Raw genomic sequence first — 19,507 nt, forward strand, 5'->3', positions numbered from 1 at the left:
TTGCGTGGCAGGCGATCGAGCGGATTTCCCGGGTCATGTTGCGCGGGGGGCCGGCTATCGGGACTCGTGCTGGGCGAGAACACGGGTGAGCAGGTCGGTCAACGCCTGGCGCTCCTCCCCGGACAGGGGTTCGAGCAGGGTGTCCTGCATCTGGTCGAGTGCGTCGTCCAACCGCCGAAGCTGTTGGGCACCGCCGCTGGTGAGGATCACCCTGTTGCGTCGCCCGTGCTCGGGGTCGGGCAGGCGTTCGACGAACCCTCGCTCCACGAGTTCGTTGACCGCCGTGACGACATCACTGCGGTCGATCCGGCCCCGGCGCCCGAGCTCCGCCTGACTCGCGGGGCCGACCTCCGCCAGCACCGCCAGGATGCGGTAGTGGTACCCGCGCGCGCCGACGGAGTCGAAACTGGCGAACGCGAGCCGGCGGACATGCACGGCCAGTTGGCTGATCAGCCAATCCGACCTCGCTGCCATGCGGCGGGGGACATCGTCCATGGGCAGCATCCTATTTGTGTTGGTCTCACCAACACTCGTCCCTTAATGTTGGTGAGACCAACACAAACCGACTAGTGGAGATGTCATGACCGTCGTTGCCACCACCGACCGCGCTGAGGTCACCGACCTGTTCGCCCGCCTGGCCAACCTGTTGGACGAGAAGCGTCACCACGACGCCTCCAGCGTCTACCACGACGACATCATGGTGCGCTCCCCACGAGCCGAGCTGAGCGGTATCGCCGAGGTGACCGCCCACCTGAAGCACAGCGAGGTCGAGGGGGAGCACACCCACCACGTCCACGGCGACGTCCTCGTCCACCTGGACGGCGACCGCGCCGAAGCCACGGCGAACCAGCTCGCCTACTTCTACCGAACCGGCGAACCCCCACACCGCACCAGCGGCCTCCGCCTGTCAACCACGGCCGTGCGAACCACCGAAGGATGGCGATTCACCGAAATGAACATCGCCATCACCTGGATGCGCGAATAACGACACCAGGTCCACCCGCCGAGCAGTGCTCCACTGGGTGCCCCTGTGATGGCACGATGGTGTGGTCGGTCCGTGGGTTCGGGGTGGTGTCCGTTATGTCGGAATTTCGAGAAGTGAAGAAATTCGCAGCTTGCCAGCGGTAAGTCCGCTGGTCGCCAAGTGTCCGCTCCCCGCGCGCGGGGATGGCCCCTTCGAGTGCCCGCAGGCGCCGAGACGCGTCCGGTCCGCTCCCCGCGCGCGGGGATGGCCCCACGCGCGAGTCATCATCCTGGACTTCTTGGTCGTCCGCTCCCCGCGCGCGGGGATGGCCCCCGTCCGCCATCGGCCAGGAGCACCGCGAGCACGTCCGCTCCCCGCGCGCGGGGATGGCCCCTCCTCGCGGGGGTATTTCTCGGTCATCCACACGTCCGCTCCCCGCGCGCGGGGATGGCCCACCGGCGCGAAAACCGCCCAGTAACAGTCACCCGTCCGCTCCCCGCACGCGGGGGTTGTTCTCTGCCGGGGCGCGTCCGATGGCACCGCCGCCTGGGGCGTGAGCGGTGACCGTCGCCGGGCACGGGTGCGGTCGCTCCTAGGATCGGGGGGCTGGTGTCGATCTGTGGGGAACGGTGACGAATGTGGTGACGCGGGGAGTCTCGTGGGACGCGTTGCGGGTGTTCGTCGCTGTTTACCGGGTGGGGTCGATCACTGGGGCGGCCGACGAGTTGGGGATGGCGCAGGCTTCGGTGTCGGGGCAGGTCGCCGGGTTGGAGCGGCGCTTGGGGTATCCGCTCTTCGAGCGTTCCCACGCCGGGGTGACCGCGACGAACCGGGGGCGTGAGCTCGCCGCCGGCCTGGCCGAGCCCATCGATCGGCTCCATGCCGCCACGGCCGCCAGTCTCGGCACCGGCGACGCCCGGGTGCGCACCCTGTTTCTCGGTGGTCCGGCGGAGTTCCTGTCCGAGGTCGTTCTTCCTGGATTGGCCGATCGGCTACCGACCGACGTCCGGTTGAACGTGACCTTCGGGATGGCGGACGAACTCCTCGCCGGGCTCAGCTCGGGTGCGCTGGACGCGGTCGTCAGCTCCGTCCGGCCGCACCAGGCCGGCGTTTCCTTCGCGCCGATCTGTGACGAGGAGTTCGTGCTGGTCGGGCATCCCCGGTGGCGTGGGCACGATATCGACACGATCCCCGTTCTCACCTACGGCACGGAGTTCCCGATCATCCGCCGCTACTGGCGTGGTGTCTTCGGGCGGCCACCGACCGGCCTCCGCGTCGCCACTGTCGCGCCCGACCTGCGCGCCCTCCTGCGGCTGGCCGTGGCGGGACACGGGATGACCGTGCTGCCCAACTACCTGACCGGCGCCCACCTCCACACCGGCGAACTCGTCAGTCTGCACCAGCCACACGTCGCCCCCCTGAACACCCTGTACGTCGCCACCCGGCGCTCGGACACCGCGCGGTCCCCGGAAACCGACGCGCTACGTACCGCTGTCGCCGAGGTCGCCCGGCGCCGGGCCGACTGACCGGTTGAAATCGGCTGGGGCGATCACCATTCCGATGGCGGGCATCGGTGGCGTGATTCCCCGGGGTGCGCATCTCCCTTCTAGCGTGACCACCGGCCACGCCGTCACACAAGGAGGCACCCATGACCGAGAACAAGCGCGTCCTGCTCGTCCTCACCAGCCACGACGACCTGGGTGGGCTACGGTCGACCGGGTTTTACGTCGGTGAGGCCGCCGATCCGTGGCAGGTCTTCATCAAGGCCGGACACGCCGTCGACCTCGCCTCCATCGCCGGCGGCGCGCCGCCCGCCGACGGCCTGGACGAGCGGAATCCCGTCCAGGCCGCGTTCCTCGCCGACCCGCACATCGCCGCCCAGCTCGCCGACACCCCCAAGCTCGCCGCCGTCGACCCGAGCGTCTACGACGCGGTGTACTTCGTCGGCGGGCACGGAACCATGTGGGACTTCCCGACTGAGGCCGCGGTGAACACCGTGGGACGCGCGATCTATGAGAACGGGGGCGTGGTGGCCGCCGTCTGCCACGGGCCGGCCGCGCTGGTCAACATCACGCTCTCCGACGGCACACCCCTGGTCCGGGGCAAGCGTCTCGCGAGTTTCACCAACGACGAGGAGGCGGCGGTCGGGTTGACCGATACGGTTCCGTTCCTGCTGGCCGACGCGTTGGCGGAGCGGGGAGCGGTTCCCGTGCCCGCGCCAAACTTCACCGAGAACGTCGTCACCGACGGTCGACTGGTCACCGGTCAGAACCCGCAGTCGGCCGCAGGTGTCGCCACGGCGACGTTGGCCGCCCTGGGATCCTGACGCGGCTCGGGACCATGAGGTCGGGTTCCCCGCCACCCCCGGAGGGATGGGGAACCCGCCGGGCCCTCACGCCGACAGGCTCGCCTCCCGCCCGGGCTCGGTACGCCGCGTCCGGATGCTGTCCGCGATCAACAAGCCCGCCGGGACGAAGCCGAACATGAACCCGCTGGGCCCCACGAACCACAGCCCCACCGCGCACCAGCCGGCGAGGACCCAGCCCATGTAGGCCGGCAGCGTCTCGCCTCGCTTTCCCAACCGGGACACCAACAACCCGAGCAGGATCAGCACTGGAACGAAACTCCCCGGCAGTGCCCAGAAGACGATGTGCGCCTCGTCGGGCAGTTCCACACCACGCCAGGCGCTCCCCGACAACCAGTCCGTCCAGTACGGGTGGGGCAGGAACACCAGGGTGTGCAGCACCCCGATCGCCACCATCGTCCGCCCGGCCCACACGGTCAACCTGTTGCTCGTCATAAGGCCATCGTCTACGCACGGCCCGCCGCCGCGGATCCCTCGCAGGAGCGGGAGACCTCCCCCGCGCGGGGGAGCGTGGTGAAACCGCCCGTCTGGCGGCCAATAGGATTCCCGGGTGTCGATCTTGGACTTCGCGCTCATGGCCGTCGTGCTGGCCGGTCTCCTCGTCTTGGGCTGGTGGGCCGGAGCCCGCCGTGAGCTGGGGCTGAAGCTCGGCGCGACGCTCTGGGCGGCCATCCCCCTCTACCATGCCCTGGAGTTCGCCGTCCTGCGCGCGACGGGCGGCTCCCACGACCCCCTACGGCAGCCGATCAGCGACCTCGCGGTCACCATCTGTGGACCGGAAACCTACCCGCTGTCCACCGACTACATCTGCTCCCCGTGGCACATGCAGATGAACTGGGGGTTCGTCGTCCTGGGGGGCCTGCTCGCCGCCGGCGCCCTCAGCCTGCGCCGCGTGTGGCCACGGCGGCGCTCCGCCACCGTGACTACCGTGGCGTTGGTCGTGTTCGGACTCTCCTGGGCCGCCTCCGGCCTGTTCCCCGCGGACGTCGCCTTCACGACGCACACACTGCTGTCCCTGCCGGGAATGTTCGCCCCGACCGTCGCCCTGCTCGCCCTGTGGGTCGCCCTTCGGGGAAAGCGCCGTGGAATGGCGACGTGGTCACTCACCGCCGGCATCACCGCCGTGGTGACTCTGGTGCTGATGACCACCGCCATCCTGTGGGGCATCCCGCCCGGCGGGCTCGCCCAGCGTCTGCTCTACGCCGTCCCCCACGTCGCCCTCACCGGTATCGGCCTTGGCCTCCTGCTACGAGGCGGTCGGCACGCCTAGACCCACGCGCGGCCGCACCCGCACCGTGGGCCTCGATTGGCGGGAACGAGGCGGGATCGGTGACCCATCACCCGTCCACTGAGGCGCTGACACCGAACCCGTGGCACAGGTCGGGCCGCGCCGCGAGGAGTGCGGCGCGGAGTTGGGCTCCGGGCAGGGTGTGGGGGCCCGGGGCGCCACTGCGCACCGCGTCCCACTGGCCGGCGCTTCGGCGCTCGGCCGCCGGGACGTGGGGGAAGCGCAGCCGCAGGGCGGGGAAGGTGGCCAAGGTACCGAGGTAGGCGGAGGTTGGCCGGCTCTGGGCGGTGACTTCGAGGGAAAGCCCGGTCCCTGGTCGTTGGAAGCCGCCGTCGTTCACCCGGAGGTAGACGTCGGTGGCGGTCTTCTTCTGTGCGCGCCGCAGCCCGTGTTCGTCCATCGCCGCGGAGCCGCGCGCGACGATGGCCTGGACGTCGTCCCACGGGATCCGACGACGGTCAAGGCCCTGGAGCAGGCCTCGCTTCTCCACCAACTCCAGCCCCTCGGCGTCGAGCCGGATGCCACACCGCGCGAGGGACACGGGCAGGGCGATGACGGATGTGATCGCACCGATGAGTCCGAGGAGGAAAATGGCCACGAGCACCAGGCCGAGCAATCCCAACAGGACGCCACCCTCGGTCTCGTTGAGCCTCACGACGCCGAGGAAGGTCACCGCCGCCAACGCTGGCAGACCCACCAGGGCACCGACGGTGTGCATCAGTGGCGGGCGAAAGTCCAACCACAGGTCGGTGGGCAGGGCGTATCCGCCGTCGGGGCGTGGAGTCGGGAGCGGAGCCACGTTCTCCCCGCTCGCCTCCCGCGGTGCGTGACCGTCAGCCGTCTCTTCGGCCGCGAGCGCCTCGGTCATGGGCGGGGTCGGCGCGAACCACTGGTCCACCGCGACACCCTGGTAGAAGAGGTCCGGCCGGATCTCACCCAGCACCGGGGCGACGGCCTGGACGGACGCGGCGAGCTCCTCACCCGCACGCCCCCCGACGCGGACCCGTTGAGCGGGGGGCTCAACTCCGTCCACAGGCGGCTCGGTGACCGTCTTCGCGGTGGCGAAGAAGGGGAGGCCCCCGACGTCCCGGTAGAGGTAGAAGTCCAGGACCTCACGAGCCACGCGCTGTGTGGATCTGCCTCTCGCCTCCCGCACGACGGTGTGCTGCGCGCTGATCACCTGGATGTTGTCCCACTCCAACAGCGTGCGGGTTCCCCGGTACCACCACTTGGCTTCGGAGCAGAGCTCCACTCCGTCGGGCCCAACCCGTACCTCCTGCACGGTGTTCCGGCGCGGCGACCCCGCCACCATGGAGACGATGGCGCAGATCAGTACGATCCAGCTCACGGTGGCGACGATCGTGGTCGGACGGGTTTCGTCCCTGAACAGGGCCTCACCAAGACTCAGCCCGTAGCGTCCCATCGACCACGTGACCGAGTTGTACAGGAACACCCCGAACAGCACCGCCACGAACCCGGAACCGACCAGAACGTTCCCGAGTGCACGGCGCCTGACGTGTCTCGCGGCGATCCGCACAGTCTCTGATCTCATGCCCCTGCCCCGCCCATCCCGCCGTCCATGACATCCAACCCGACCATCGGCCACAACGACCGGTCCGCCACCCTCGCGGAACGCCGGCCCGCCCCGCAACGGTACGGTTCCGCCCCGTTCTCCCGTCGCGTGGCATCGAGGAAGTGAGCCCGTGCCGTCGCTCGGATCCCGTCATGTGCCCGCCGGCTGCCGTGCATCGAAGCCATGACACAGGTCGGGGCGTGCGGCGAACAACGCCGCGCGGAGTTGTGCGCCGGAGAGGGTGTATGTATCGGAAGAGTCGTCTCCCACTGCCTTCCACTGTTCCGTGCTTCCACGCTCGGCTTTGGGTGAGTGGGGGAAGCGCAGCCGCCGTGCGGGGAAGGTGGCCAGAGACGACAGGTAGATGGAAGTCGGCTGTGTCAACGAGGTGACGTCGAGAGATAGCCCGGTCCCCGGTCTTTGGAAGGACGAGTCGCCCCGTAGATAGATGTCGGTGACCGGCCGCTTCCTGGAGTGCCGGATCCCCCGCTCATCGAGGGCGGCGGAGCCGCGCGCAACGATGGCCTGGACGTCGCTCCATGCGACGCGGCTGCTGGCGACGCCGCGACCGAACAGGGTGCGCTTCTCGACCACCTCGAGTCCTGCGGCGTCGATCCGAACGCCGCACCGCGCGAGCGCCACAGGCAGACCAAGTACCGCTGCGAGGGTTCCTATCGCTCCACCGACACACAGAATCGTGAAGACTATGCCGAGCAGCGCCGGCAGCATGCCACCGTCCCCAGCGTTGACGCCGAAGATGACGGCGAGGCCCACGACCGCGAGAGTCACCGGACCCACCAGGGTCACGAGGGTGCGACGCGTCGACGGACGGAAGTCCAGCCACAGGGGGGAGGGCAGGGCGTAACCTGCCTCGGAGTCCGAGTTTGGTGGGGTGACGGTCTCCTCGGGCGCCCCCTCCGGCCGGCCACCGCTGCCGATTGGTCCCTCGGCGGTGGGCGACGTGGGCGGCGGCGCGTACCACTGGTCGACCGCGACGCCCTGATAGAAGAGGTCGGGACGGGCCGCGCCCACCGCCGCGGCGACAGCGCGGACGGAACGCGAGAGTCGCTCGCCGATACCACCGCCGATGCGCACCCGATGCGCCGGGGCGACCACACCCTCCAACGGCGGGTCACTTACCGCGGCCTGAGACGCGAAGCCCGGCAGGTTTCCGACCTCGCGGAACAGGTAGAGATCCAGGACCTCCCGGGCGACATGGCGAGTGACCCTGCGCTCCCTCTCCGCCACGATGGTGTGCTGGGCACTGATCACCTGGATGTCGTCCCAGTGCAACAGGATTCGACTCCCTCGATGCCACAGTTTGGGCTCGGAGTGGAGTTCCAGGCCGTCGGGACCGATCCGTACTTCCTGCAATGTCCGTCGTCGTGGCGCTGGGATCGTGAGGAAGGCGAGGGCACCGAGAACGACTGACCAGCAGAGGACGGTCGATGTCGTCATCAGGCGGACACCGTCCTCCAGCAGTGTGGCACCGAGCCCGAGGTCCTGGCCTTGCATCGTCCAACGGATCGAGTTGTACAACCCGCCCGAGAGCATAAGTGCCAAGAGCCCGCCATAGATCAGCACCCCCCAGAGAATCAGGCGTGTGACCTGCCCCGGCATGACCCGCACCGTCGATGTCCGCACGTTCCCCATCTTCCTGTCTCGCCTGGCAGCGCAGGGCCCAGCGATCTATGATCCGCCCTCGCCCTGACCACCCGCTCGCCTTCGGCTCTCATCTGACCCGCCAGTCGGGCGAATGGTTCCACCGCCCCTCCCCGTCGGGCATCCCGACCGCACTGGCGATCAGCCGAGCCCCGATCGCGTCCCTGTTCCCAGGACGTTTGCCCTCACGCGGGCAATGAGGTTAGGCTCATCTAACCTGAACGTTTGACCTGGAACGTCGGCGTCGACCCTGTCGCGTGGAGTACGACGGTGGCGCCGGTTCCGCGTAGGAAGGTCCTTCCGAGCCCATGGCCCTGCGGCAGCACCCGATTCAGACGCTGGTGGACGACTGCGCCCCGCTGGCGTTCGCTCCGCTGCCGGATATCCGCGTCGCGGACGCCTCGGGGAGTCAGGAAGACCCGCCGGACGTGTGCTGGCACCGCGCCGACCTGGTGGTGGAGCGCGGGGAGCTGGGCCCGATCTTCGATCGGTACGCGTCCCTACACGGCCCCGGGCACCGACTGGCGGACACCACGCACTTCCTGCGCGCACTGCTGCGCGAACCCGTGTTCATGGTGTCCTCGAGCATCTACCTGACCGGCCGTGCCCCCCTCCTGGACCCCGAACACCTCTGGTTCCCCGTCCACGCCGACGGAACGATCGGCGTACCCACCATCACCGCCGCGAAGACCGCCGTACTCCCGGACGACCCGGCGAGCGACCACCCCGACTGTGTCGTCGTCCCGGACACCGAAGCCCTGGACCAGATCGCCGCCGAGCACATGGTCCGGACGTTCGCCCCGCTGTTGCAGGCGGTCTCCCAGCACACCCGCGCCGGTCTGCGCACCCTGTGGGGGTGGGTGCTGGACATCACGCACTTCTACATGCTCAACCCGGCCCGGTTCCTCGGCCGGGACGCCAACGCCGCCTGGGAACGCGCGCACAGCCTGGGCGACGCGTTGGTCACCGCCGGTGCGCTGGTCCGTGCCCGGCCACGGCTCTTCCCCTTCTCCCCGGAGCACCCCCGAGGCACCTGGGCGGTACGGGGTACCTGCTGTTTCGACTACAAGGCCGACGCGGAACACGGCTACTGCGTCACCTGCCCGCTCCGGTCCGACGCCGACCGGATGCCGGAGTTCCACTCCTGGCTGCGTGACCCCGCCCTCGCTCCCTGATCCGCGCCGACGTGCGTTGATCGTGTAGCTGTCGACACATCGGGCGCCTGGAGTGTGAATAGCAGCAAGATCAACGGTGGGTGGGATGCTCCACGTCCCGGTGCCGCCGCCCCGCGTCGGGAATGACGAGCGGTGTGGCGGTGACCGGGTCGGGGATGATGACCGCCTCCAGGTCGAACACGTCGCGGACCAGGTCCGCGGACACCACGTCCGAGGGCGGGCCCTCGGCCAGCACCCGCCCGTCCCGCATCGCGACGATGCGGTGCGCGTAGCGGCAGGCCTCGTTGAGCTCGTGCAGCACCATGACGATCGTCCGGCCACGGGTTTCGTTCAGTTCCGCGAGCAGCTCCAGTACGTCCACCCGGTGGGCGAGATCGAGGTAGGTGGTGGGCTCGTCCAGGAGGAGGATGTCGGTCTCCTGGGCCAACGCCATCGCGATCCACGCCCGCTGGCGCTGCCCGCCGGACAGTTCGTCGACCGTCCGCCCACGCAGCTCCGCCATGTGCGTCATGTTCAGCGCGGACTCGACCGCGTTCTCGTCCTCGTCGCTCCACTGTCGAAACAGCCGTTGGTGCGGAAACCGCCCCCGAGCCACGAGATCCTCGACCGTGATCCCCTCGGGCTGGGTCGGGGACTGTGGCAGCAGGCCCAACCGGGTCGCCACCACCTTCGTCGGCAGCGTCGCGATCTCTTGGCCGTCAAGATGCACCGACCCGCGCCTGGGCCGCAACAACCTCGCCAACGCCCGCAGCAGGGTTGACTTGCCGCACGCGTTCGGGCCGCACAGCACGGTGATCCGCCCGTCGGCGATCTGGAGCGACAGGTCGGACACCACCAACCCCGTCCCGGAGTAGGAGAGGTCGAGAGACGAGGTGCTCAGCCGGTCGATCGGATCCATCACAGTCCCACGTTCGTCATGCCCGGTTCGTGCGGGCCAGTAGATACAGGAAGTAGGGCGCGCCGACCGCGGCCGTCAGCACCCCAACCGGAACCGCGACGGGAAACGCGGTCCGCGCCACCAGGTCCGAGACAGAAACCACGCACGCCCCGATGCCCCCGGCGAGCAACAACACCCCACCCGTCATCGGACCGGCGAGCATGCGGGCGATGTGCGGACTGATGAGCGCGACGAACCCGATCGGCCCCGCCGCGGCGACAGCTACGGCGGCACACCCCGCGGCGGCGAGCAGCAGCAGCGCGCGAGACCGTTCCGCCCGCACCCCCAACGCCCGGGCCGCGTCGTCCCCGAACTGCAACACCGCCGCGTGGCGAACGAACCACAGCACGATCGGCAACAGCACGCCGGCCCCGACGAGCAGTACGGTCACGTCGGCCCACTCCGCGCCCTGCAGCGTCCCGGCCTGCCACCACACCGCCAGTGACACCCGGTCCACCGGGAACCGAACGATGAGCAGGGTGGTCAGCGCGGTGGCGATCGCGTTCACCCCGATCCCGACCAACACGAGCCGGGTCCCGGAGATCCCCGCCCGCCACGTCAGGGCGTAGACCAGGAAGGCGGTCGCGACGGCACCGGCGAAGGCGCCGAACGGGATCACCGCCGCCGGCGCGGAGGTGACGATGGCGAACACCACGACGAGGCCGGCGCCGCTGTTCACCCCGATGATGTCCGGTGACGCCAACGGGTTGCGCACCAGGGCCTGCAGTACCGCGCCGGCGACAGCCAGCACGGCTCCGACCAGCGCCGCCGCCAACGCGCGCGGGAGCCGCACCGAGTGCACGATGAAGGTGTGCGCCGGTTCGGCGGGCGCTCCGACAAGCGCGCGAACCACATCCACCGGACCGAGGTCCTCCGAGCCCAGTGTCATCGACCAGACGGTCGCCAGCACGGCCGCGAGGACCGCGACGATCGTCAACACGACGGTCCGGGCGTGGATCCGGGTGCTCACCCCGAGCCGGGTCCAGCGGACGATCGTCCACCGGGACCCACGTGAGGTTTTAGGACGGGTCGAGGTCATAGCGCGGCCGCTCTTCCTCGGCGGACGAGGTGGATGAGGAACGGGGCTCCAACGAGGGCGGTGATGATGCCGACCTGGAGCTCCGCGGGGCGGGCGACGACGCGGGCCACGATGTCGGCGGCGAGGAGGAGGGTCGGACCGAGGAGAAGGCAGTAGGGGAGGATCCAGCGGTAGTCGGGGCCGGTGATCGCGCGGGCGAGGTGGGGGACGGCGAGGCCGACGAAGCCGATGGGGCCCGCGGCCGCTACGGCTCCACCGGCGAGGACCACCACAACGATGCCGGACGTCACCCGGATGCGGGTCGTACGTTGGCCCAGCGCGGTGGCCACCTGGTCACCGAGGCTCAGGGCGTTGAGCTGGCGTGCCATGAACAGCGCCACGACGAGGACGCCGAGGACGAGCGGAGCGACGTGGGTGAGGGCGGGGCCGTCGCGGCCCGCGAGGGAACCGGCGAGCCAGAACCGCACCTCGTCGAGTGTCCGCTGGTTGAACACCAGCAGCAGCGTGATCCACGCGTCGAGGAGCATCGTGACCACGACACCGGCGAGGGCGAGCTTCACGGGGGAGGCCCCCGACCGTCCCGCGGTGCCCAGCAGGTAGACGACGACGGCCGCGACGGCCGCCCCGGTGAACGCGAACCACACGTAACCCGCCGGGCTGACGACCCCAAGCGCGTACACGGCGGTGACGATGCCGAAGGCCGCACCCGCGTTGACGCCCAGGATCCCCGGCTCCGCCAGGGGGTTCCTGGTGACGGCCTGCATGAGCGCGCCCGCTACGCCCAGGGCGGCCCCCACCACGAGGCCGACGACGGTCCGCGGCAGCCGCATGTCCCGAACGACGATGTGGTCCTGGGAGCCGTCGAACGCCCGCAACGCCTCGAGCGTGGTTCCCAGCGGGATGGGGACCGAACCGACGGCGAGGCTGGCGACACAGACGACGACCAGAGTCACCCCCACGCCGGCGAGACCGAGGATGAGACCCGGGCCTCTGAGCCGCCCCCCGCGGTGTTCCGCGCGGGGGGCGGCCGCGACCTGTTTCACCCCAGGGCCTCTTCGAGGTCGTCCAGGACGCCGTGCGCGCCGATGTAGTTGGCGGAGATCCACTTCATGTAGTCGACGGTGTGCACGTTGTCCTCCCGCACGGCGTCGAGCTCGTCCCACAGTGGGTTGTCGCGGGCGTCCTCCAGCAGGTTGGGGGCCTCGTCGTCGTTGTCGGCGACGGTGAAGGCGAACAGCGCGTCCCCGTCGGCGTCAGGGAGACGCTCGAGGCTGACGGGCAGGTACCCGGACCCCTCCTCCTCCACGTCCTGCACCTCGGGCCGGGCCAGGCCCACGTCCTGCGCGATGTCGCCCGCGAACGAGTTGAGAACCTCCAGGCGCAGCTCCTCGGCGTGGAACCGCACGATCGACACCTCGACCTCGGCCGGCTCCCCGATCGCCTCGGCGACCTCCGCGACCCGGTCGTCGTACTCCGCGACGACCTCCTCGGCGGCGTCCGTCGCGTTCAGCACGTCGGCGACGTCGGTCAGGTGGTCCTTCCACGCCCCGGTGCCGCCCCAGTCCAACACCACGGTGGGGGCGATCTCCGACAGTTGGTCGTAGGACTCCTCGTGCACGTCGGTGGCGAGGATGAGGTCCGGCCCGGCCCCCGCGATCCGTTCCAGGTCAAGTTCCAGGGAGTGCCCGAGGTAGTCGATGGCCTCCAGGTCGTAGCCCTCCGGAACGTCGACCCCCTCGATCGGATCCTCGTTGAAGGCGTACCCCGCCGGCTCCACGCCCAGGGAGAGCGCCGCCGACAGCGTTGAGGACCACAGCGTCACCACGTTCTCGGGCTCGACCGGAATCTCCGTCTCCCCCAACGCGTGCTCGACCGTACGAGTCTCCCCATCCCCGGCGGTGTCCTCACTGTCCCCACCACCACAGGCGGTGACGGGCAGAACGACCGCGGCCAGTAAGACGATCCATCGGCGCATGGGGGCCTCTCGACACAAGGGGGTACACGAGTCCCCAACCACCAAAGATCAGGGCGAGGGTAGCCTAACCTAACTGGAGTGGCGCGGTAAAGGCGGGATGAGGCAAACGAGGGACAGGCCCGCTCCAAGCCTCCACCCCCACCAAGATTTCTCCACCCCCATCAGGGTTCCTCCACACTCAGCAGGAGGGTGTGCACACCCACCTGCTATAGCGGGGCGATCGGCACATCTGGATGGCCGAGCAGCCGTAGCGCGTCAGCGGACCTCGCGTCGTTCGCGGTGTACACCTCGAGACGATGGTCGGGGCTTTCGGGCTGGAGCCACACCTGGTAGTCGACGCTGAGGTCGCCAACGGCTGGGTGTTGTAGGTGCATGGTCCCCACGGTGCAGTCGGCGACGTCTCCCGCCGCCCACAGCGACGCGAACTCGCTGTTGCGCATGGTGAGTTCACCGATCAGCGCGGCGAGGTGTGCGTCGGTGGGGTATCGGCCGGCTGTGAGGCGCAGATAGGCGACGTGGATCTCGGCGAGTTCGTGCCAGTTGAGGTGGAGGTCCCGGGTGAGGCGGTCGAGGAAGAACCTGCGCGGGATGGAGGGCCGGCGTTCGGGGTCATGGGGTGCGTCGAAGTCGACGTCCTCGGCGAACAGGGCGTTGCCGGTGCGGTTCCAGGCCAGGACGTCGCCGCGTCGGCCCAGCACGATGGCGGGCGTGGTTTCCCCCAACGAGTGCATGAGGGCCAGCACCCGTGGGTGGGCGTGTTCGGTGGGTGGTTCGCTGAGGCCGGGCCTGGTGGGTCGCCGGCCGAGGTTGCGCAGATGCGCCGTCTCGACGTCGTCCAGTCGCAACGCGCGGGCGAGCGCGTCCAGAACCTGGGCGGACGCGGATTCGGCCTGCCCCTGCTCCAGGCGTGTGTAGTAACCGGCGCTCACTCCGGCGAGAAGGGCGAGTTCCTCGCGACGCAGGCCGGGGACACGGCGGGAGGCCCCGTACGTCCGTAGACCGATGCCTTCTGGGGTGACACGATCCCGGCGGTTCTTCAGAAATGTACCCAGACTCTCCATGGCTCCGACATTACGGCGTTGTCACAGGTCGTAGGTATCCCTGCCAGGTGTACCCACGCCAGGGGGATGGTTGTGCCGCATGGATTCGCACCATCGTCGGGGGCATGACGAAACACTCGCGACCCATCACTCCGTGGCGGGCCAGGCTCGGGCTCCTCGTGGTCCTCGGGCCGGTCCTTCTCGTGTCGATGGACGGATCGATCCTGTTCCTGGCGATGCCGCGCGTCAGCGAGGCCCTCGCGCCAACCGCCGACCAGGCCCTCTGGATTCTGGACATCTACGGATTCCTCGTCGGCTCATTCCTCATCGCGTTTGGAAACGTCGGCGACCGATTCGGTCGACTCCGGCTGCTGATGATCGGGGCCGCTCTTTTCGGCGTCGCCTCGGCGAGCGCGGCTTTCGCCCCCAGCGCGGAGTTCCTCATCGCTTCCCGCGCACTCATGGGCCTCGCCGGCGCGACTCTTCTTCCATCAGCGCTGGCGGTGCTCAGCGAACTGTTCCCGGACCCGCGCAAGCGCGCCCAAGCGATCGGGATCTTCGCGGCCGCTTTCGCGGCGGGATTCGCGATCGGCCCCGTCCTCGGTGGCGTACTACTGGAGTCGTTCTGGTGGGGATCGGTCTTCCTCGTGAACGTGCCAGTCATCGTGCTGTTCCTCGTGTCCGCCCCGATTCTGTTGGGGGAGGTCAGATCCACCGCGCCCGGCCGTGTCGACGCTCTGAGCGTCGTTCTCTCCGCGTCGGGGCTGCTGCTCGCGATCTACGGAGTCAAGAACGCCGCCGCGGAGGGAGTCTCTCCGTTTCCAGTGGTCGCGATGGTCACGGGAGTGCTCATCCTGACATGGTTCACTCGCCGGCAGTCGCGCCTGACGCAACCCCTGATCCAGTTTTCCCTGTTCCGGGACCGGGTCTTCACCATCGCGATTATCACCGGACTGTTGCCGTTGGCGGCCTGGTCATCGATCGCGTACCTGGCGGGCATGTACTTGCAGTCCGTCCTCGGCCTCGAGGTCCTGTTCGCCGCCCTACTTGCCCTGCCGGGAGCGGCGGTGCTGACAGCCACCTGCGTCATCACGCCGGCTGTCGTGGGACGAATTGGGAAGCGGACCGCGCTGATCCTGACCCACTTCTCCATCGCCGGAGGGCTGCTGCTGATGATTCCGGCCGGAGTCGGAGGCGGAACAGGCTGGTACGTCGCCTCCACCGCGGTCGCGGGCGTCGGGTACGGCATTTCCTTCGCCGTCGTCGCTGACACGGCTGTCGGAGCGGTTCCGGTCGAGCGGGCGGGTGCGGCGGGCGCGCTCGCCGAGACCAGCAACGAACTCGGAAACGCCCTGGGCATCGCGCTTCTCGGATCTCTCGCCGCCGTCATCTTCCGGATCCAGGGGCCGGAGCTCGCGCCCACGCTCGTCGACACGCTCCAGCTCCCGAGTCTCACCCCAGCCGCGGCGGCTCAGGCGAAGGCGGCCTTCGTCGCCGGGCTCCACACGGTCGTGGTGGTGGCCAGCCTGCTGCACCTCGCCCTCGGCCTCGTGTCCCTTCGGTGGTTGCCTCGACGGACCGGCGTGGCGGAACAGTCGGGTGCGTCGGAGGTACGACCGGAGCGGGGCCGGCGGTCGGTCACCGAAACGATGGGACGCCCGGCTGGTTGACGGAGGGGATTTCGCCTGGGATTGCCCCCTCGGGGCGCGAGACACCACGAAGCCGCCAGCGCGGCCCCCGGAATACGAGTGGAACAGTGGTGTTGACGAGACTGTGAAGAACATCGGATTCCTGTCTTTCGGTCATTGGACACCGTCGCCGCAGTCCCAGGTGCGTTCGGCCTCCGACGCGCTGCTGCAGTCGATCGAACTGGCGGTCGCCGCCGAGGAGGTGGGGGCGGACGGGGCGTACTTCCGGGTGCACCACTTCGCCCGGCAGTTGGCCTCACCGTTCCCGTTGCTCGCCGCGGTCGGCGCCCGCACCAGCCGGATCGAGATCGGTACCGGCGTGATCGACATGCGCTACGAGAACCCCCTGTACATGGCGGAGGACGCCGGCGCCGCCGACCTCATCGCCGGGGGACGGCTCCAGCTCGGGATCAGCCGTGGCTCTCCCGAGCAGGTCATCAAGGGCTACGAGTACTTCGGCCACGTGCCCGCGGAGGGCTCCACCGACGCCGACATGGCCCGCCAGCACACGGCCCGCTTCCTCGAGGTCCTCGACGGAGAGGGATTCGCGCGGCCGAACCCGCGGCCGATGTTCCCCAACCCGCCTGGGCTGTTGCGTGTCGAACCGCACTCCCCGGGGCTGCGGGAACGGATCTGGTGGGGCGCCGGCAGCCGGGCCACCGCGCAGTGGACCGGCACGCAGGGGATGAACCTGATGAGCTCCACCCTCCTCACCGAGGACACCGGTGTTCCGTTCCACCAGCTCCAGGCCGAGCAGATCCACCTCTACCGCGAGGCGTGGCGGGAGGCCGGACACACACGCGAACCCCGCGTCTCGGTCAGTCGCAGCATCTTCCCGCTGGTGAGCGACCTGGATCGGCAACTCTTCGGGCGCGAGACCCGGAGCACCGACCAGGTGGGCCACCTGGAGGAGGGCCTCGCCCGGTTCGGCAAGACTTATGCCGCCGAACCCGACAAGCTCGTCGAGGACCTCGCCCAGGACGAGGCCATCGCCGCCGCGGACACGCTCCTGCTCACCGTGCCCAACCAGCTCGGTGTCGACTACAACGCACACGTCCTCGACAGTCTGCTGCGTCACGTCGCCCCGGAACTCGGCTGGCGGTGACGCACGAGGGTCGTCCCCATTCCCTCAATGTACCCCCAGGGGGTACATTGAGGGAATGGGGACAGCGATTCGCCGCAGCGTCCGACAGGGCCGCGATCACCGACGCTACTGGGACCGACCACAGCGAGGTGAGCTCACCTACCTGGCGTTGGGGGACTCGGCGGCGGTGGGCGTCGGCGTCGGTGATCCCCGGCGCGGGTACGTGGGCGTGCTCGCGGACCGACTGGCGAAGGACACCGGGCGTACCGTGCGCACGGTCAACCTCGCCGTCAGCGGTGCCACCGCGGCGACGCTGCTCCGCGACCAGATCCCCCAACTCGCCGACGTCCCCAACCCCGACTTCGTCACCTGCGTGATCGGCGGAAACGACGTCGCCTGGGAGTGGTGGCGTCGATCCCACACGTTCGCCGACCCGCTACGGCGGATCGCGAGGCGGCTCCCGGCCGGCTCGGTCCTGGGGACGGTGCCCAGCTTCGGACACTGGCCCTACGAGGGATGGGCGCGCCGCGCCAACGGCGTGATCCACGAGGAGGCATACAGCAACGGCCACCTGGTCGCCGACCTGTACACCCCGACCCGGCGCCTGTGGCCCTGGCGGTACCGACACATTCTCGCCGGAGACCTCTTCCACCCCAACGCCGCCGGCCACACCCTGTGGGCCGACGCCATCTGGCCGCTGCTGAGCCCCCACCAAGCCGCCACCCACTGACCCGCGGCGCCGGCTACCCCCGCGAAACCCCCGGTCGGAGGACGTCGACACACGTCGCCAGTGCCGCTGAGGCGTGCAGCATCGCCACCCCCCGGTCCGTCAGCTTCGCCTGCCACGAGGCCAGCGCACCGGCCAGGGCGGTCGTGCCGCCCGCCCGCCGCACCTCCTGCACCACCGTGGTGATGTGCTCCAACGGGTAGCTTCCCCGCCGCAGTAGATGAGCCAGTTCCGCGTCGCGGACGTCGTCCGGGTGGAAGAGCCGGTGGCCACTGCCAGAATCCCGCTCTGGGACGAGGATCCCCGCCCGCTCCCAGTTGCGCAGCGTCGCCGGCGTGACCCCCAACCGGTGTGCGACGACCCGAATGGTGCGGGGCGGCGCGTCATGGCGGGGCGGCGGGGTGCCAGCGGAGTGGTCGGGACTCTCGGAGGTGAGGTCCCCGATCGCGACCTTGACCGCGTCGAGGGTCTCCCTGTCCCGAAGAAGCTGCGCGTGGCCCTCGTCGACCACCCGCATCGCCGCGTCGAGGTCGCCGCCGACAATCGCACGCATGATCCGCCCGCTCCGCGCGTAGCCGTGTGCGGGGACGAGCGCGAGGTAGGCGGCGAGAGCGGCGGCGTGCTCGTCGGTGTAGATCCGGTATCCGGCGGCTGTGCGTTCCGCGAGGGGGATGAAGCCGTCCCGCTCGTAGTTGCGGATCGCCTGGGTCGACACCTGGTGCCGGTGGGCGAGGTCTGACGGCCGCAACCTGTTCATCGGTTTGAGACTTTACCCGACTCACCCCAGGAAGTTTCCGAAAAAGCTTCAATCGATCTTTCAAGGATACGCTTAATAGGCATGACACAGGAGATTCATGACCTCGTCCCCGCTTCCGACCTGGTCGCTCTGGGGGAGCCGACTCACAGGGAACCGGCGTTTGGTGTCGTCCGCAACCACCTCTTCGCCCGATTGGTGGAGCGCGGGTTCCGCTCCATCGCGCTGGAGACCGACCGCGTGGCCGCGCTCGCCGTGCAGGCGTACGTCACCCACGGGGCCGGATCCCTGGACGCCGCGATGACCACCGGCTTCACGCACGGGTTCGGGGAGCTGGCGGCCAACCGACGACTCGTCACCTGGATACACCACCACAACGCGTCCCGCCCGGCCGAGGACCACGTGCACTTCTACGGATTCGACGTCCCCACCGAGATGATGAGTTACCCGAGCCCGCGCACCTGTCTGGAGTACGTGCGTGACTACCTGGGGGCGCGGGTCGAGCTCACCGGGCTGCTCGGGGACGACGACCGGTGGGGCCGCACCGAGGCCGTCCTCGACCCGCGTGCCTCCATAGGAGCCACGGCCGACGCCCACGCCCTGCACTCGATCGCCGACGACCTGCTCACCAGCCTCCACGCCCGCGCCCCGGAACTCGTCGCCACCACATCCCTGACCCGGTGGCGCGCCGCGAAGGTCCACGCCACCGCCGCACTCGACCTGCTGCGTATGCACCGACAGGCGGCCAAACCCGCGGACCCGAGCCTGCGACTGGAGGGGCTCAGTGCGGTCCGGGACGCGATCATGGCGCGGCACCTCGTGGACATCCGGACCTTGGAGGCCCGTCGCGGCCCCACGCTCGTCTTCGCGCACAACCGGCACCTCCAACGTCACCCCTCGACCTGGACCACGGAAGACGCAGCCATGCGCTGGTCCGGCGCGGGCGCCATCGTGACCACGGTGTGGGACGGCGGCTACACCTTCGTTCCGGGCAGCCTCGGCTCCAGCTCCGAGGTCGGCCTGGTGGAGCCCGCCCCCCACACCTTCGAAGGACGGCTACGGTCCGCCACCACACCCTGGAGCCTCACCAAACCCACCAACCTCGACGGCGCCGACGTCCGCACCGACACCACGCCCGACTACTTCCCCCTGGACCAGCAGACCGTCGACGCCGCCGACGCGCTGCTACACATCTCCGACGGCGCGGCGGCGGTGGCGGAGGTCGGGGCATAGGGG

Annotated in this window: 19 protein-coding genes and 1 CRISPR repeat array; of the genes, 9 read left to right on the forward strand and 10 right to left on the reverse strand. The window is 69.5% G+C overall.

The annotated features are described in order from the left end of the window. Positions 1 to 54 precede the first annotated feature (54 nt). A complete protein-coding gene (locus J4H86_RS22590) occupies positions 55 to 495 on the reverse strand; it encodes a MarR family winged helix-turn-helix transcriptional regulator (RefSeq protein WP_236540133.1) in 441 nt (146 codons plus the stop codon). A gap of 85 nt (positions 496 to 580) precedes the next feature. On the opposite strand from J4H86_RS22590, the gene J4H86_RS22595 reads away from it, so the two are divergent. From J4H86_RS22595 to J4H86_RS22605, 3 genes are all read left to right on the forward strand, one after another. Next, on the forward strand, positions 581 to 985 hold the full coding sequence (locus J4H86_RS22595) for a nuclear transport factor 2 family protein (RefSeq protein WP_236540135.1): 405 nt from the start codon (positions 581 to 583) through the stop codon (positions 983 to 985). Between the two features lie 161 nt (positions 986 to 1,146). Further along, a CRISPR array of direct repeats spans positions 1,147 to 1,419; the repeat unit is 29 nt; unit sequence GTCCGCTCCCCGCGCGCGGGGATGGCCCC. Positions 1,420 to 1,593: 174 nt separating this feature from the next. Next, positions 1,594 to 2,490 (forward strand): LysR family transcriptional regulator, encoded by an 897-nt coding sequence (locus tag J4H86_RS22600; protein ID WP_236540136.1) that lies wholly within the window; start codon positions 1,594 to 1,596, stop codon positions 2,488 to 2,490. A gap of 122 nt (positions 2,491 to 2,612) precedes the next feature. Further along, positions 2,613 to 3,290 carry a type 1 glutamine amidotransferase domain-containing protein gene (locus tag J4H86_RS22605; RefSeq protein ID WP_236540138.1) on the forward strand — a complete coding sequence of 226 codons (678 nt, stop codon included), beginning with the start codon at positions 2,613 to 2,615 and terminating at the stop codon, positions 3,288 to 3,290. A gap of 66 nt (positions 3,291 to 3,356) precedes the next feature. Here the strand turns inward: J4H86_RS22605 and J4H86_RS22610 are convergent, their stop codons facing one another. Then, positions 3,357 to 3,764: a DUF6463 family protein gene (locus J4H86_RS22610; RefSeq protein WP_236540140.1), complete on the reverse strand. Its 408-nt coding sequence runs from the start codon at positions 3,762 to 3,764 to the stop codon at positions 3,357 to 3,359. Positions 3,765 to 3,879: 115 nt separating this feature from the next. Between J4H86_RS22610 and J4H86_RS22615 the strand changes: the two genes are divergently transcribed. Further along, positions 3,880 to 4,599 carry a DUF998 domain-containing protein gene (locus J4H86_RS22615; protein WP_236540142.1) on the forward strand — a complete coding sequence of 240 codons (720 nt, stop codon included), beginning with the start codon at positions 3,880 to 3,882 and terminating at the stop codon, positions 4,597 to 4,599. A gap of 67 nt (positions 4,600 to 4,666) precedes the next feature. Here the strand turns inward: J4H86_RS22615 and J4H86_RS22620 are convergent, their stop codons facing one another. Together J4H86_RS22620 and J4H86_RS22625 are read right to left on the reverse strand one after the other, a co-directional pair. Further along, complete coding sequence (locus J4H86_RS22620) at positions 4,667 to 6,169, reverse strand: hypothetical protein (protein ID WP_236540144.1); 1,503 nt, start codon at positions 6,167 to 6,169, stop codon at positions 4,667 to 4,669. Between the two features lie 171 nt (positions 6,170 to 6,340). Then, positions 6,341 to 7,834 (reverse strand): hypothetical protein, encoded by a 1,494-nt coding sequence (locus J4H86_RS22625; protein ID WP_236540146.1) that lies wholly within the window; start codon positions 7,832 to 7,834, stop codon positions 6,341 to 6,343. Between the two features lie 326 nt (positions 7,835 to 8,160). On the opposite strand from J4H86_RS22625, the gene J4H86_RS22630 reads away from it, so the two are divergent. Further along, a complete protein-coding gene (locus J4H86_RS22630; RefSeq protein WP_236540147.1) occupies positions 8,161 to 9,027 on the forward strand; it encodes a (2Fe-2S)-binding protein in 867 nt (288 codons plus the stop codon). A 70-nt stretch (positions 9,028 to 9,097) separates the two neighbouring features. On the opposite strand, the gene J4H86_RS22635 is transcribed toward J4H86_RS22630, so the two are convergent. From J4H86_RS22635 to J4H86_RS22655, 5 genes are all read right to left on the reverse strand, one after another. Further along, entirely contained in the window at positions 9,098 to 9,925 is an 828-nt protein-coding gene (locus J4H86_RS22635; RefSeq protein WP_330932541.1) for an ABC transporter ATP-binding protein, read from the reverse strand. Between the two features lie 16 nt (positions 9,926 to 9,941). Then, positions 9,942 to 10,934 carry a FecCD family ABC transporter permease gene (locus tag J4H86_RS22640; RefSeq protein WP_236540149.1) on the reverse strand — a complete coding sequence of 331 codons (993 nt, stop codon included), beginning with the start codon at positions 10,932 to 10,934 and terminating at the stop codon, positions 9,942 to 9,944. A gap of 65 nt (positions 10,935 to 10,999) precedes the next feature. Beyond that, a complete protein-coding gene (locus J4H86_RS22645; RefSeq protein ID WP_236540151.1) occupies positions 11,000 to 12,046 on the reverse strand; it encodes a FecCD family ABC transporter permease in 1,047 nt (348 codons plus the stop codon). After that, entirely contained in the window at positions 12,043 to 12,978 is a 936-nt protein-coding gene (locus J4H86_RS22650; RefSeq protein WP_236540153.1) for an ABC transporter substrate-binding protein, read from the reverse strand. Before J4H86_RS22650 ends, J4H86_RS22645 begins: the two co-directional genes overlap by 4 nt. Positions 12,979 to 13,184: 206 nt before the next feature. After that, positions 13,185 to 14,039, reverse strand: coding sequence for a helix-turn-helix domain-containing protein (locus J4H86_RS22655; protein WP_236540156.1), 855 nt, complete (start codon positions 14,037 to 14,039; stop codon positions 13,185 to 13,187). A gap of 104 nt (positions 14,040 to 14,143) precedes the next feature. On the opposite strand from J4H86_RS22655, the gene J4H86_RS22660 reads away from it, so the two are divergent. The 3 genes from J4H86_RS22660 to J4H86_RS22670 all read left to right on the forward strand — a co-directional run bounded on the left by J4H86_RS22660 (position 14,144) and on the right by J4H86_RS22670 (position 17,520). Next, the gene (locus J4H86_RS22660; protein WP_236540158.1) at positions 14,144 to 15,688 is read left to right on the forward strand and encodes an MFS transporter; all 1,545 of its coding nucleotides are present in this window, start codon (positions 14,144 to 14,146) and stop codon (positions 15,686 to 15,688) included. Between the two features lie 103 nt (positions 15,689 to 15,791). Next, on the forward strand, positions 15,792 to 16,811 hold the full coding sequence (locus J4H86_RS22665; protein ID WP_236540159.1) for an LLM class flavin-dependent oxidoreductase: 1,020 nt from the start codon (positions 15,792 to 15,794) through the stop codon (positions 16,809 to 16,811). Between the two features lie 55 nt (positions 16,812 to 16,866). Continuing rightward, complete coding sequence (locus J4H86_RS22670; RefSeq protein ID WP_236540161.1) at positions 16,867 to 17,520, forward strand: SGNH/GDSL hydrolase family protein; 654 nt, start codon at positions 16,867 to 16,869, stop codon at positions 17,518 to 17,520. A gap of 13 nt (positions 17,521 to 17,533) precedes the next feature. On the opposite strand, the gene J4H86_RS22675 is transcribed toward J4H86_RS22670, so the two are convergent. Then, the gene (locus J4H86_RS22675) at positions 17,534 to 18,274 is read right to left on the reverse strand and encodes a TioE family transcriptional regulator (protein WP_236540162.1); all 741 of its coding nucleotides are present in this window, start codon (positions 18,272 to 18,274) and stop codon (positions 17,534 to 17,536) included. Between the two features lie 81 nt (positions 18,275 to 18,355). Between J4H86_RS22675 and J4H86_RS22680 the strand changes: the two genes are divergently transcribed. Then, complete coding sequence (locus J4H86_RS22680; protein ID WP_236540163.1) at positions 18,356 to 19,504, forward strand: erythromycin esterase family protein; 1,149 nt, start codon at positions 18,356 to 18,358, stop codon at positions 19,502 to 19,504. Positions 19,505 to 19,507 lie beyond the last annotated feature (3 nt).

Origin of the sequence: Spiractinospora alimapuensis (assembly GCF_018437505.1) — a bacterium.
GTDB classification, from domain to species: domain Bacteria; phylum Actinomycetota; class Actinomycetes; order Streptosporangiales; family Streptosporangiaceae; genus Spiractinospora; species Spiractinospora alimapuensis.

Bases quoted from the DNA above. Each gene is read 5' to 3' on its own strand.
- J4H86_RS22620 (WP_236540144.1), bottom strand. From the start codon at position 6,169: ATGAGATCAGAGACTGTGCGGATCGCCGCGAGACACGTCAGGCGCCGT.
- J4H86_RS22680 (WP_236540163.1), top strand. From the start codon at position 18,356: ATGACACAGGAGATTCATGACCTCGTCCCCGCTTCCGACCTGGTCGCT.
- J4H86_RS22595 (WP_236540135.1), top strand. From the start codon at position 581: ATGACCGTCGTTGCCACCACCGACCGCGCTGAGGTCACCGACCTGTTC.
- J4H86_RS22655 (WP_236540156.1), bottom strand. From the start codon at position 14,039: ATGGAGAGTCTGGGTACATTTCTGAAGAACCGCCGGGATCGTGTCACC.
- J4H86_RS22670 (WP_236540161.1), top strand. From the start codon at position 16,867: ATGGGGACAGCGATTCGCCGCAGCGTCCGACAGGGCCGCGATCACCGA.
- J4H86_RS22635 (WP_330932541.1), bottom strand. From the start codon at position 9,925: ATGGATCCGATCGACCGGCTGAGCACCTCGTCTCTCGACCTCTCCTAC.
- J4H86_RS22675 (WP_236540162.1), bottom strand. From the start codon at position 18,274: ATGAACAGGTTGCGGCCGTCAGACCTCGCCCACCGGCACCAGGTGTCG.
- J4H86_RS22650 (WP_236540153.1), bottom strand. From the start codon at position 12,978: ATGCGCCGATGGATCGTCTTACTGGCCGCGGTCGTTCTGCCCGTCACC.
- J4H86_RS22630 (WP_236540147.1), top strand. From the start codon at position 8,161: ATGGCCCTGCGGCAGCACCCGATTCAGACGCTGGTGGACGACTGCGCC.
- J4H86_RS22610 (WP_236540140.1), bottom strand. From the start codon at position 3,764: ATGACGAGCAACAGGTTGACCGTGTGGGCCGGGCGGACGATGGTGGCG.
- J4H86_RS22605 (WP_236540138.1), top strand. From the start codon at position 2,613: ATGACCGAGAACAAGCGCGTCCTGCTCGTCCTCACCAGCCACGACGAC.
- J4H86_RS22660 (WP_236540158.1), top strand. From the start codon at position 14,144: ATGACGAAACACTCGCGACCCATCACTCCGTGGCGGGCCAGGCTCGGG.
- J4H86_RS22590 (WP_236540133.1), bottom strand. From the start codon at position 495: ATGGACGATGTCCCCCGCCGCATGGCAGCGAGGTCGGATTGGCTGATC.